A 12,899-nucleotide genomic window follows, 5' to 3' on the forward strand; every position below is an offset into this window, starting at 1 on the left:
CACAGCTCAGAAGGAGCCCGCAATGACCAGACCCAGCAAGTCGAGGCAGATCAAGCTTGGTGCTTTCCTGCCCGGTGGCGGACAGCATATCGCAGCCTGGCGCCATCCTGACGCGCCGGCCGACGGCGCCACGAATTTCGAGTTCCACAGGCAGCTCGCGCTGACCGCCGAGCGCGGCCTGTTCGACGCCTATTTCCTCGCCGACAATCTGACCGTCGGCCTCGGCGCCCGCGAAGGCGGCAATGCCAAGATCGCCGGGTTCGAGCCGGTGACGCTGTTTGCCGCATTGGCGCCGCTCACCACGCATCTGGGCTTCATCGCCACCGCCTCCACCACCTATGAGGAGCCCTATACGCTCGCCCGCAAGTTCGCCTCGCTCGACCTGCTGTCGAACGGCCGGGCCGGCTGGAATGTCGTGACCTCGGCGGGTGACGAGACCGCGCGCAATTTCAATCGCGAGACGCAGCCTGCCCACGCCGAGCGTTATGCCCGCGCGCATGAACATGTCGAGACGGTCAAGGCGCTGTGGGACAGCTGGGAAGACGATGCCTTCATCCGCGACAAGAAGTCGGGGCGCTTCTACGACAAGGACAAGCTTCACGACATCGACCACAAGGGCCGGCATTTCAGCGTCAAAGGCCCGCTCAATGTGCCGCGCCCGGTTCAGGGCCACCCGGTGGTGGTGCAGGCCGGGCAGTCGGAGGACGGACGCAAGCTCGCCGCCCAGTCGGCTGAGGTCATCTTCACCGCCCATCAGAACCTGGCCTCGGCGCAAGAATTCTACCGCGATATCAAGGCGCGCGAGGCGGCGGTCGGCCGCGATCCCGGGCAGGTGCTGATCATGCCGGGCGTAGCCCCCTTCGTCGGCCGCACCGAAGAGGAAGCCCGCGCCAAGTACCAGCAGCTGAACGAGCTGATCCTGCCCGAGGATGGCGTGGCCCTGCTCAATGGGTTGGCCGGCCAGACGCTCGACATCCGGGGTTACCCGCTCGACGGACCGCTGCCGCCGAGCCGGGAAACCGAAGGCATGAAGAGCCGCCAGGCGCTGATCCGCCAGATTGCCGACGAGCACAACTTCACCATCCGCCAGCTCTACCAGTGGGTGGCGACGGCCCGCGGCCACTACACCGTCATCGGCAGCGCGGCGCAGGTTGCCGATCAACTGGAGGAATGGTTCGGCAACGACGCCGCCGACGGCTTCAACATCCTGCCGCCGTGGCTGCCCGGCGGGCTCGACGATTTCGTCGACCTGGTGATCCCCGAGTTGCAGCGTCGCGGCCTGTTCCGCACCGCCTATGAGGGCAGGACGCTGCGCGAGAATCTCGGTCTCAGGCGGCCGGAAAATCCCTGGACCGCCGCCCGCTCCAAGCTGCTGGCCGCCGAATAGATTCTCTTGAAGCAAAGGGCAAGACGATGAGTTTGCAACACATCGAGCAGTCGGTCACGATCCGGGCACGTGAAGGCAGAACCGGCCTTGGCACCGATTTCCCGCGCCTGGCCAACCGCACTGTCATCCGCTTCCTGTCCCGCTACGGCATCCTGATCGCCTTCCTCGCGATCTGGCAGGTGTCGAGTAGCGCGGGATGGGTCAACGCCGCGGTGCTGCCGCCGGTCGACACGATAGTCACCGCACTGTGGAACGGTCTGGCCGGCGGCACCTTGCTTGGCGACATCGCCATCAGCCTGCAGCGCGCCGGCCTCGCCTTCGCGGCGGCGGTGGCGGTTGCCATCCCGCTTGGTCTGTTCATGGGCCAGGTGCGCGCCGTCGAAACCGCGCTTGACCCGATCCTGCAGGTTTTCCGGCAGACCTCGGCGCTGGCACTCTATCCGGTGTTCATCCTGCTGCTCGGGCTGGGGGAGGCATCAAAGGTCTTCGTCATCTTCTGGGCGACGCTGTTTCCGCTGCTGCTCAACACCATCAGCGGCGTCAAGCAAGTCGATCCGAAACTGCTCGAGATGGCCCGGGTCTACGGCGCCACGCGGCTCACCGCGTTTCGCCGGGTCGTGCTTCCGGGGGCCGTCCCTTCGATCTTCGTCGGCTTGAGGCTGAGTGCGACCACGGCGCTCTTGTTGCTGATCGCTTCCGAAATGATCGGCGCCAACAAGGGCATCGGCTTCCAGGTGATGAACGCGCAGTACAACTTCCAGATCCCGCTGATGTTTGCAGCGATCGTCATCCTTGCCGGCCTCGGCCTGATCGCCAACCAGGCGCTGGTCAGCCTGCAGCGGCGGCTTTGCCGCTGGAGCAGTCCCATCGACTGACCAGCTTTCGACCATCCTCTCCAACAGGCCCCATCCTCCAACACGAAAGTCCGGACCATGCCAATCACTCGCCGTTCCCTGCTTGCGGGCGCTCCCTTTGCCGCCGGCATCATCGCCACCGGCCTGCCTCGCTTCGCCGTTGCGCAAGCCGCGCCGGTCACGTTGCGCTACCTCGCCAGCCGTGGCAGCATCTCGCCGCATGAGCTGGCGGACGCGCTCGGCTATTTCAAGGACGTCGGCGTCAAGCTTGAGAATGTCGGCTACTCCAGCGGCGGCCCGGAATCGCTGTTCGCGCTCGCCTCCGGCAGCGTCGATCTCGGCTCGGCCGCAACCGCTGCGGTGATCAATTCGATCTCCGGCGGCAACGACTTCGTCGCTGCCTATCCAAGCAACGGCATCAACGGCCAAGTGCGCAGCGTGTTTTACGTGCTGGAAGACAGCCCGATCAAATCGATTGCCGACATCGCCGGCAAGACCATTGCGGTCAACACGCTCGGCGCCCATCTCGACTATACCGTCCGCGAGGCGCTGCACGGCGTCGGCCTGCCGCCTGATGCCGCCAACCTCGTCGTCGTGCCCGGGCCGCAGCTTGAACAGACCTTGCGGTCACGCCAGGTCGATATCGCGGCACTGGGCTACTGGCAGGCGACGTTTGCCGGCGCGCTGGTCGACAAGGGTGGTGTGCGCGGCGTGTTCAACGACACCCACGTGCTGGGCGAACTGGCCGGCGGCTTCATTGTCCTGCGGCGCGACTTCATCGCGGCGCATCCGGATGGCGCCCGCAATTTCGTCGACCAGTCGGCCCGCGCCGCCGACTGGTCGCGCCAGAACCCGAACGAGGCGCGCAAGGTGCTTGCGGAGATCCTCGATAAACGCGGCGAAAATGGCGAGCTGGCGCGCTACTGGACCGGCTTCGGCCTGCGCGAAGGGGCGAAGGCTGACGGCCGCGACATAGACTTCTGGGTCGGCGTGCTCGAGCGCGACGGCCGGCTGCCCAAGGGCAGGCTGAAAGCCGCGGATATTCTTTACGGGCGCGGCGAAACGAAAACCAATTGATCGGGAGACGGCCATGGCCAGCACAAGCGGCGGCGAGGTCACGATACGCGACCTCTCCAAATCCTTCACCCTCGGCGGGCGCCCGCTTGCCGTGCTGAGGGCGCTCAACCTCGACATCCGCTCCGGCGAATGTCTCGTCATCGTCGGCGCCAGCGGATCGGGCAAGACCACGCTGCTGCGCATCCTTGCCGGTCTTGAGGCCGCCGACAGCGGCGGTGTCGCGATCGACGGCAGGCCGGTCCATGGCGTCGGTGCCGAGCGCGCGGTCATCTTCCAGGAACCGCGCCTGCTGCCCTGGCTGACGGTGCTTGGCAACGTCGCCTTTGGCCTCGAAGTGCGGGGCGTGCCCGAGGCGGAGGCCGAGGACAAGGCCCGCTTCTATACCGCGCTCGTCGGCCTGGCCGAATTCAGCGATGCCTATCCCAGGCAGCTTTCGGGCGGCATGGCGCAGCGCGTCGGCATTGCCCGGGCCTTGACCGTGCAACCTGAAATCCTGCTGCTCGACGAGCCGCTAGGCGCGCTCGACGCCATGACCAAGATCGGCATGCAGGAGGAACTGGCGCGCATCTGGAGCGAGGAGAACGTCACCATGGTCATGGTCACCCATGATCTGGAAGAAGCGATCTATCTTGCCGACAGGGTGCTGATCCTGCCCAGGGAGAAGGGCGGCACAGCACGGCTGGTCGAGGTTGAACTGCCGCGCCCCCGCGATCGCAGCGAGAGCCGGTTCGTGCGCTACCGCGAAGAACTGCTGCGCGAGTTTGGCTTGCACTGAGACTGGGGGGCACTGAGACTGCGAGCACTGAGACTGCGAGCACTGAGACTGGGGCACCGAGACGCTGGTGAAAGGCGCGTCTTGCGCGCCTTACTTCCCGGCCGCCCCGGTCGAGAACAGCGCGCGCTCGACCGTCGGCTCCAGCGTTTGCGCAAAGGGCGTCGCCATGTGGTGGCGGTCGCGATAGGCCAGCTTGCCGTCGATGAAGACATGGCAGGTCTTGGCGTCGCAGAACCGGTCGGTCATGTCGATGTAGGTCGCGTTGGGGACGGCGCGCACGATGTCACGCTCCACCGCGGCCATGGCGTCGTTGGCGGCGTCGGTTCGCGGCGCGTCACATACCGATGGCGTCTGTCCACGCCACAGCGCGCGGGCCACGCAGGTGTCGACAAACAGGGTGTTGAACGGCACATCGCGGATGAAGGCGACTTTCAGCCCGGCCTGGCTGAACGCCTCCAGCGTTGCGCGCAGGCCACCCTGCCAGTCCTGATCGAGGCTTTCGGATTGCCGGGCGTCGGGCGACAGTTTGCGCGAACTGGTCAGCGAGATCTCCGAGATCACCACCAGGCTCGGGCGCAGGGCGATGATCTCCTTGATCGATTGCTCGCGCCATTGATCGCACTCGGTGTAGTCGCGCTTCAGCTTCGAGCTCCAGACCGTCAGCCGCGACGCCCGGCAGGCGGCTTTGAGCCAGGTGACGACCTTGTAGTCGTTTCTCTTCGCCGCCTCGATCAGCGGCGTCGACCAGTGATCGGCATGCGAATCGCCGAACAGCGCGATCGAGCGCTCGGCATTCTCGGCGCCGAACTCGCAGGCCTTCGGCGTCACGGTCTCGTAGTCGACAACGCAGCCTACCTTGGCGCGCGCGGTGGAGGGCTGCGCGGCAGTTTCGGCAATGATGCGTTGCGAGGGGTCGAGGCCGTCCACGGCAAGGCGCGCATTGGCGTAAGTCGCCACGACGCCGGCGCCGGTCAGCATTGCGGCGGGGATTAGTGCGCGCGCCGCGTTCGCCATCAGCCAGCCATTGCGACGGATCGGGTTTTCGATGAAATTATAGGTGAAGAGCGACAGCGCCAGCGTCAATGCCGCGCAGCCAAGCCGCCCGGGCCAGGACAGGTCGGGCACCATCATCGTCGCATAGACGATGACCGGCCAGTGCCAGAGATAAAGCGAGTAGGAAAGTTTCCCCACCCATTGCAAAGGCGGCAGCGCCAGCATGGCGCTCGGCCCTCTTTGGACATTGCCGGAGCCGCTGAGCAAAAGGAGCACGGTGCCGGCCACCGGCACCACCGCCGCGAAGCCGGGGAAGGGGGTGTCCTGCTCGCTGAAGGTCAGATAGGCACCGGCGATCAGCGCCAGGCCAAGCCATGCCAGCGCTGCGCCCAGTTGCGGGCGCTCTCGCCAGAATTGTGCCGGCGCCATCGTCGCCAGGCCGCCGGCGGCGAACTCCCAGGCCCTGAGCGGCGAGAAATAGAAGGCCCAGGGCTGCGCCACGGTGGTGAGCCAGGCGCAGACGGCGAACGACACCGCGCCGGTGAGGCCGATCACCAGGATCGCCGTGCGCTTGCCCGGGCGCAGCCATGCCGCCAGCAGAAGCAGCCCCGGCCATACGAAATAGAACTGCTCCTCGACCGAGAGCGACCAGAAGTGGATGAAGGGGTTGTTCGCCGCGTCGGGGGCGAAATAGTCGAACGACCAGCGTATCAGCCAGAAATTGATCGCATAGGCCGAGGCGAACATGGCGCCTTTCGAATAGAGCGACTGTTCGTCCGGCGACAGGATGAAGTAGCCGGCGACCAGCGTGGCGAAGATGACGAACAGCGAGGCCGGCAGCAGGCGCCGGGCGCGCCTTGCATAGAACCGCCACAGGTCCAGCCTGCCGTCCTCGGCGATTTCCCGCAGCAGCTGGCCGGTGATCAGGTAGCCGGAGATGACGAAGAAGATGTCGACGCCGGTGAAGCCGCCAGGCAGGTCCGACAGACCAAAATGGAACGCGACGACGCCGGATACCGCCAACGCACGCAGCCCTTCGATATCAGGCCGAAACGATGCTGACACGGCAAAACCTCGCGACGTCGTTGAAAAGCCACCCGTGCGAAGACTCGACGCAATGCATTGATATTGCAATGCAACAAATCTAACGCAGTGCAACATAAGTGGAAGTTTGCCGGGTGCAGCGCGGCATGCTCGTCGGCGTGTCCTCAGCGAACGCCGCGCCAGCGCTGCCATCCGCATCCGCGGCGGCGGATTTTGGGCGGCGGGATTTTGGAGCACAAAAAGACAATTTGGTCGGGATACGGCGGGCGGGAGGCGTGCGAATTTGACTGGCGCCCGCTCCATCTGTTCGCATTAGCCGCATTTCTGCAACGCCAAGTGATTCCGCCTGGCTGCAAAAATACTCTAGCGGGCCCGATCTCAGGCTTTAGAAGGAGCCCGCCGCTCGCGCGCCGCGCTCCTCCCCTTAAAGCGCCTCGCGTTCGAAAGGAAATCAACGCGCTTTAAGTCTTTGTTTCTGTGCGTGTCGTTACCCCAAAGCCGCTGCGCACCCTCGGGCCCGCCCGAGGGCATGCTTTTGGGCGACAAGCATCAGTCGTCACCGATCACGCATGCGCTGGCGGATGATGACGGGAGTCCCAGACTGCCCAGGCCGATGCCGCAACCACCAGCACGCCGAGGACAACGTGGGTCGCCATTGCGTTGGCGTTTGCCACGAAGCCGAGCAGCCAGGGCGAGGCGATCAGCCAGAGCCCGACGACAAGGTTCACCCACTCTTCCCATTCGGCGAATACTGAAAGCGCCGCGAGAGCCAGGGCGCCGAGCAAGATCGCGGCAATCCAAGCGTTCCAGGCAGCAGTGGTTTCAGCAGCGAAGCCGACAACCCAGGGTGAGATGAACAGGCATGCCGCTAGGATCAGGTTGATCCAATCCTGAGGCTTCTTTCCTTCCATCAGATCGTTTGCCATGACAACCTCCACAGATGAAGCTTGACCAAAGCACTACGTCGCGTGCAACGCACGCTTAGTCATTGATATATCGCACTTTCGGCGGCTTTCAAGGAGTGGCTCCGGGGCGGCCGGTTACGCACTGAGTGCCGGGCGCGATCACGCCTTTTTCAGGAACTCGGTCTTCAGCACCAGGCCCTTGACCTGCTTGGTGCTGCACTCGATCTCGCCGGGATTGCCGGTGAGGCGGATGTTCTTCACCAGCGTGCCTCGCTTGATCGTCTCCGACGTGCCCTTGACCTTCAAATCTTTGATCAGGGTGACGGAATCGCCCTCGTTCAACTGGGCGCCGTTGCTGTCTCTTACGATCGCGTCTGTCATATCAGGGTCTTTCATCGAAGCCGGATAGCGGACTATCCGGCGGATGGCGGCAAGGTCAAGCGTGGTGGCAAACCGTGCCATCTCGGCCGCATGAAGCGGGCAGGGCACCCTTGTTGCTCATGTCAGGAGGCCGCATCACCCGTCGAAGTCGGCGATGCCTCGTGGTTGAAGCCGATTTCACGGGAACGTGGAGGATCACAGCCTGGCGCGCCGCCGGCTAAGCCTGTCGATCAAGTGGCCTGTCGAACAAGTGACTTGTCGAACAGGTGACCTGTCGAAATGCGGACCCGTCGATCGTGGACACCGCAAGCGGCGTACGGCCGATTAAAGATGAGCCCCACAACGGATGGAGGGACTCTAGAAATTGAAATAGATCGCCGGCGGATACAGACTGGATCCATTGTTGTCGGCTGGCGCCGCCGTCGCATCAGACGACGTGATCCCGCTGGTGGATTTGTTGTCGAGCGGAGGCCGGTTTTTCTCGGCTGAGGACGCTTTGGCATCGGTGGCAACGGCTTTCGTCTTGGCCTCCACGGCTTGCGAAAGTGCGAGCACGGTGAGAAGTGCAGACAGGGCAAGTTTCATGACGAGGTCCCTCCATGGTTAACGTAAGGTTAACCGCGGTCGCCGGCCCGAACACGGCCGCTGTGTGGAAGGACGTGGAATTCTCCGGAATTTCTGGAATATTAGCTTGTGGAAAAGTACAATGTGAGCAGGTGCCGGCACGTGTAGGCTTGCAGCCGCATCAGGCCGAAGCTTGGAGCGGCCGCGACAGAACCCAGACATCCAGTTGCGCTTGGCCGCTCAATGTCGCGGCCAACGCTGGTGTTAAGATCAATCCCTGAAGCCGTTCGAGTCGAGCAGAGCGACCTGCTTGCCGTCGATGAAAAAGCGTATCACGTGCGCGCCGCCGTCGACTTCGATGCGCGTCGGATCGATGACCGGCGCCGCAGGAGCCGCCTTGCCATATGTCGCTGCCGCGCGCGAGCCGGCAGCGGCACGCGACGGTCCATCCGGCCCGAACGTCAGCAGCAGCAGTGCAGCGGATCCAGCCGCAACCGCGGTGAAAGGGATTTTGGGGGAGGCAATCCAGGACATCGAATTATTCCTTCCTTGTTGAGGCGGCATCTACGCTGGTTTGTGCCGGTGCCGAGAGCTCGGCTTCGCCGTCGTTCAAATGACCGAGGAAGGGTGTTGGTATTCAGGCCTAAATAGCGTGAGTTTCATAACTTGCCCCTGCCCTGCGCGACCTTAGCGCCGCCCGGCGGGGCGAAAAGCGCAGGCGCGTGGAGGGGCGTGGAATTCTCCGGAATTTCTGGAATATTAGCTTGTGGAAAAGTATAGCCGGCGCGTGCTATCCTCGCGGCGGCATAAAGGGGCGGGTAGGATGGCACAGCATATCGCGCAGAAATTGCGGCTGACCGCGGCCGTGCTGGGGACCGTCACCCGCAAGGACCTTGCGGCGGCGTTCCGGGGCGTCAACCCGAAGACGGCGTTCGACCTCGGCCGCGCCGATAAATGGCTGCAGGGGCGCTCCCAGCCACGCGAGCTCAGCGTCTACGACGACTGGACGAAGCTGCTCAAGCTGGAGCAGCCCGGCGCCTGGATCGCCGAGAGCGACCTGCCAGGTTTTACCGCGGCGATCTGTGCCCGCCACGGCATCGACAGGGCCGAACTGGAGCGCCGCGCCAATGCGCATTTCGAAACCGCTGCCGGGCATGAGGAGCGGAGCCCTGGATTGGCCCTTGCCGGAACCTACGCCTGTTATTCGAGCGCCTTGTCGCCCTACTATCGCGGCCAGCTGATCAGGGGCAGCCTGTCGATTGAGGTCGGGCCGGGGGCGAACGGCCTGACCGCCGCCTATCGCGAGGCCTTGCCGACCGGGCAGCTGCTGCTCGGTGGGCAGATGACGTCGGCAAAACGCGGGCTTTATGCGCATCTGAAGGAAGCCAGCGGCGAGGCGCAATTCTTCTTGTGCCTGTTTCCGCACTCGCGGCCGGGAAGCGTGCTTGGCGGCTATTTGTGCGGCACCACCATCATCGGCCCGGAGCCGCAGCCGTCGCTGACCCGGATCCTGATGGTCCGCTTGCGCAATCCGGCGCCCCAGGCATGGGGCGGATATCTGCCGCCCGACGGATCGATCGCCGCCGATCTGGCATCGCTTGGCCTGTCCGTCGAGCAGACGGAAGCGGTTGACCGGCAGCTGGCGCAATTCCTCGTCGGAGACAGCGACGGCGGCGCCAGCCAGATCCCGCCGGCCGAGTTCCGCGCTATCGTCGACGTGTTCGACCGTCATTGGCTGAGCCATTCCGCCTGACACCGGGCCGTCTGACCCCGGGCTGAGCGAGAGACGAAGACCGCTTGTCGCTCGCGCGGGGCTCGCTGGCACGAAGGTGGGGACGTTGCATGCCGGCTCAATATGCCCGATCATGGTCATGGCAGGGTGGAGGCATCAAGTGGCGGCCAATCGGCGAAACGGCATGCATCCGTCGGAGCCCGGGCTGGTGGGCGTTGTTTCGGCTGCCATGGCCCTGCCGCGCATGTCGCTGCCCACCGTCGCGACCGTCGTGGCGGCGGTTGCGGCCCTGTATTTCGGGCGCGAGGTTTTCCTGCCGATCGCAATCGCGCTGCTGCTGACCTTTGCGCTTGCACCCTTGGTTTCGGCACTCAAACGGGTCGGCATTCCCCGTCTTCCTGCGGTCATCGCCAGTGTGCTGGGCGCATTCACCGTCCTTGCGCTGTTCTCCTTCATTGTCGCCACGCAGGTCAGCGAACTGGCGCAGAACATCCCGCTTTACCAGTCAAATATCCTGACCAAAGTCCGATCCCTGAAGGAGACCGGCGTCGGCGGCGGCGTCATCGCCAGGCTGAGCGAGGCGATCGAACGTGTTGGCCAGGAACTCGACAGGCAGGAAACCTCGCCGCCCGCCGCGGATCAGCCACGGCGCGAGCCGGTGCCTGTCGAGATCATCGCACGCGAAAGGCCGCTCCAGGTTCTGCAGAACCTGATCGGCCCGCTGATCAGCCCGCTGGCATCGGCCGGCCTGATCGTCGTCGTCGTCATATTCATGCTGCTCGAGCGCGAGGACCTGCGCGATCGTTTCATACGCCTCGTCGGCTACGGCGACCTTCATCGGACCACCGAGGCGCTCCAGGAAGCGGGCAAGCGGGTCGGCCGATATCTGCTCATGCAATTGGTCGTGAATATCGTCTATGCCATACCGGTTACAGCAGGGCTTTGGATTCTGGGGATACCCAATGCGCTGCTGTGGGGCTTGCTGGCGCTGGCGCTGCGCTTTGTTCCCTATATCGGCCCGATCATTGGTGCGCTGCTGCCGCTGTTCCTGGCGCTTGCCGTGGCGCCTGGCTGGTCGCTCGTGCTGTGGACCGCCGGTCTGTTCGTGGTCATGGAAATGATCACCGGCAATGTCGTCGAACCGTGGCTCTACGGTTCACGAACGGGGCTTTCGCCATTGGCCATCATCGTTGCGGCGATCTTCTGGACCTGGCTCTGGGGCCCGCTGGGCCTGGTCCTGTCGACGCCGCTCACGGTCTGCCTCGTCGTGCTCGGCAGGCACGTGCCGCAATTCGAATTCCTCGACGTCCTGTTCGGCAACGAACCGGTGCTCGAACCCCACGCCCGGCTCTACCAACGGCTGCTGGCCGGCGATCCAGAGGAAGCCACGGATCACGCCGAGGAGATGCTGGAGGAAAAATATCTGTTCGAATTCTATGACAAGGTCGCCATTGCCGCACTGCTGCTCGGCGAGCAGGATCGGGTGCGCGGCGTCATGGGCGATGAGCAAAGACGGCGGGTGGCGGCCAGCGCGCAGATGCTGGTGGCGAACCTCGACGACAGCGCACGGGAGGAAGCGGAGGAGGACGATGATCCGGCCACAGCCGAACCTGCGCCGGCGGACAAATACAAGGACAAGGACGGGGACAAGCAGGCTCAAGCGGAGGGCGAGGACGACACCGAGCTGCCGGATGGCACTGACACCTCGGTGCTGTGTGCCGGCGGCCGCGGCGAACTCGACGATGCCGCCGCCGCCATGCTGGCGCAGGTGCTCGAAGTCCAGGGGGCGACGGTCTCGAAGGCGAGCTTTGCCGATATGGATCCGACTGGCATTCGCCGGCTCGAGCTCGACGCTGTCGACACCGTTGTGGTCGGATTCCTGAACCGCGACTCGGTCAAGCACGCCCGTTTTCTGGTTCGTCGGCTGAAACGTGCCAGGTCGGCGCTGCGGGTAGGGATCGTGTTCTGGTCGAAGGACGGCGACGACAAAAAGACAGAAGTCGAATGGACCAATGACATCAACGCCGATTTTGTGGCGTTTGGCATGGTCGAAGCCGTTCTGGGCGCATTGTCGAGCGATCCGCCGGTTGCGCTGAAGGTCGCTGCCAAGCGCCGCATGCGCCGCCGGCCGCGCCCGGCCAGGAAGGCGCCGCTTGCCGCTGCAAAGTGAGAGACTGAGACCGCAGCTCGCCCTCACGTCCAGAAATAGCGCGCCGTGTGAAAGAAAACCGGGGCGGCGAAGATCAGGCTGTCGGCGCGGTCCATCATGCCGCCATGGCCCTCGATCAGATGGCCCCAGTCCTTCACCCCCTGGTCGCGCTTGATGGCGGAGGCGACCAGCCCGCCCAGAAAGTTGCGCCGCCTCGGTGGCCTGACCTTACTCAGCCACCTTCGCCACGATGCAATCTAGCGAAGGACGTGGCGTCAAACCGTCCCTAGTCCTTTCTCTTGGCTCGGCGGTTCCGTCCCCTTCAGCAGCACATTTATAGGTCGCTTCAATCACCAAGCCCCGAATTCTCGCGTCAGGAAGCGTTGAGTAGTCGAAGTATCCCTCTCTCGTTGGAAACCCTTGCAAGTAATCAAGTGCCGCATGAACACATCGATCAAGCGTTGCCGTGCCATTTTCGGGGAAGTTGAGCTCGTTTATCAAAATGACACCTACAGATGCCCAAGTGTCTCTGCTTGTAAACTTATACGTCGTACATCCGTCCAAACTGAGCTCCGCCTTTGCAACGAAATCTTTGTACCATGGCAGCAGGCGCGAACTGGTTAAGGCCGACGCTACGTCCTTTTGCCAGTTCGCGCCGTCGGCAGCGATTATGGAAATCTGGGCCGTGCCAATGGCCGGGAGAAGACCATTCAGATCGCCTCTGAGAGCTTTATATCGCTCGATCGAGCTGCGTACGTTCAGACGATCGGCTACAACTTCGTAAGGCCGATGCCATGACGGCCAAACATGAATTTTCCTATCATGCGGCAGCGACCGCAAATAGTTAACGGCGGCGTCTTTGGTGGCCTGCGCTTGAACAACTTCTTTTTCAGTTGGCCAAGCATGATTGCTCAATAGCATCACCGACAGCGATGCGTATAACCACATCTGGAGCGCCTTACAGGTCATCATCCCCACCCGCCAAAGAAAGTGCCAGAACTCACTGGCTGGAGGAGGCTTAACAGACCTCAGAGCGAA

12 protein-coding genes and 1 pseudogene are annotated in these 12,899 nt (G+C 63.7%); 6 read left to right on the top strand and 7 right to left on the bottom strand.

Annotation, left to right across the window (positions count from 1 at the left end; all coding sequences use genetic code 11):
* Positions 1–22 precede the first annotated feature (22 nt).
* From M727_RS0120785 to M727_RS0120800, 4 genes are read left to right on the top strand one after another with little or no spacing between them, the layout of a single operon-like run.
* Positions 23–1,387 (top strand): LLM class flavin-dependent oxidoreductase, encoded by a 1,365-nt coding sequence (locus M727_RS0120785; RefSeq protein ID WP_027154280.1) that lies wholly within the window; start codon positions 23–25, stop codon positions 1,385–1,387.
* Positions 1,388–1,413: 26 nt separating this feature from the next.
* Positions 1,414–2,262 (top strand): ABC transporter permease, encoded by an 849-nt coding sequence (locus M727_RS0120790; protein ID WP_027154281.1) that lies wholly within the window; start codon positions 1,414–1,416, stop codon positions 2,260–2,262.
* A gap of 57 nt (positions 2,263–2,319) precedes the next feature.
* Positions 2,320–3,318, top strand: coding sequence for an ABC transporter substrate-binding protein (locus M727_RS0120795; RefSeq protein WP_027154282.1), 999 nt, complete (start codon positions 2,320–2,322; stop codon positions 3,316–3,318).
* 13 nt (positions 3,319–3,331) lie between these two features.
* Positions 3,332–4,093: an ABC transporter ATP-binding protein gene (locus M727_RS0120800; RefSeq protein WP_027154283.1), complete on the top strand. Its 762-nt coding sequence runs from the start codon at positions 3,332–3,334 to the stop codon at positions 4,091–4,093.
* Between the two features lie 90 nt (positions 4,094–4,183).
* Here the strand turns inward: M727_RS0120800 and M727_RS0120805 are convergent, their stop codons facing one another.
* The 5 genes from M727_RS0120805 to M727_RS0120825 all read right to left on the bottom strand — a co-directional run bounded on the left by M727_RS0120805 (position 4,184) and on the right by M727_RS0120825 (position 8,514).
* Entirely contained in the window at positions 4,184–6,151 is a 1,968-nt protein-coding gene (locus M727_RS0120805; RefSeq protein ID WP_027154284.1) for an acyltransferase family protein, read from the bottom strand.
* 542 nt (positions 6,152–6,693) lie between these two features.
* A complete protein-coding gene (locus tag M727_RS0120810) occupies positions 6,694–7,056 on the bottom strand; it encodes an SPW repeat protein (protein WP_027154285.1) in 363 nt (120 codons plus the stop codon).
* 138 nt (positions 7,057–7,194) lie between these two features.
* Complete coding sequence (locus M727_RS0120815; protein ID WP_027154286.1) at positions 7,195–7,416, bottom strand: alkylphosphonate utilization protein; 222 nt, start codon at positions 7,414–7,416, stop codon at positions 7,195–7,197.
* A 357-nt stretch (positions 7,417–7,773) separates the two neighbouring features.
* A complete protein-coding gene (locus M727_RS0120820; protein ID WP_027154287.1) occupies positions 7,774–8,001 on the bottom strand; it encodes a hypothetical protein in 228 nt (75 codons plus the stop codon).
* 249 nt (positions 8,002–8,250) lie between these two features.
* A complete protein-coding gene (locus tag M727_RS0120825) occupies positions 8,251–8,514 on the bottom strand; it encodes a hypothetical protein (RefSeq protein ID WP_023799059.1) in 264 nt (87 codons plus the stop codon).
* Positions 8,515–8,803: 289 nt separating this feature from the next.
* Here M727_RS0120825 and M727_RS0120830 point away from each other — a divergent pair, with 289 nt between their 5' ends.
* Both M727_RS0120830 and M727_RS0120835 read left to right on the top strand, forming a co-directional pair.
* Positions 8,804–9,733, top strand: a complete 930-nt coding sequence (locus M727_RS0120830) for a hypothetical protein (protein ID WP_023799058.1) — start codon at positions 8,804–8,806, stop codon at positions 9,731–9,733.
* A gap of 139 nt (positions 9,734–9,872) precedes the next feature.
* On the top strand, positions 9,873–11,882 hold the full coding sequence (locus tag M727_RS0120835) for an AI-2E family transporter (protein ID WP_027154288.1): 2,010 nt from the start codon (positions 9,873–9,875) through the stop codon (positions 11,880–11,882).
* Between the two features lie 23 nt (positions 11,883–11,905).
* Here M727_RS0120835 and M727_RS40225 read toward each other — a convergent pair.
* Together M727_RS40225 and M727_RS0120845 are read right to left on the bottom strand one after the other, a co-directional pair.
* Positions 11,906–12,064, bottom strand: a pseudogene (locus M727_RS40225) (phosphatidate cytidylyltransferase); the annotation flags it as partial.
* A gap of 25 nt (positions 12,065–12,089) precedes the next feature.
* Positions 12,090–12,809: a hypothetical protein gene (locus M727_RS0120845; RefSeq protein ID WP_156941572.1), complete on the bottom strand. Its 720-nt coding sequence runs from the start codon at positions 12,807–12,809 to the stop codon at positions 12,090–12,092.
* Positions 12,810–12,899: the final 90 nt, after the last annotated feature.

The organism is Mesorhizobium sp. WSM2561, assembly GCF_000513915.1.
GTDB classification, from domain to species: Bacteria; Pseudomonadota; Alphaproteobacteria; order Rhizobiales; family Rhizobiaceae; genus Mesorhizobium; species Mesorhizobium muleiense.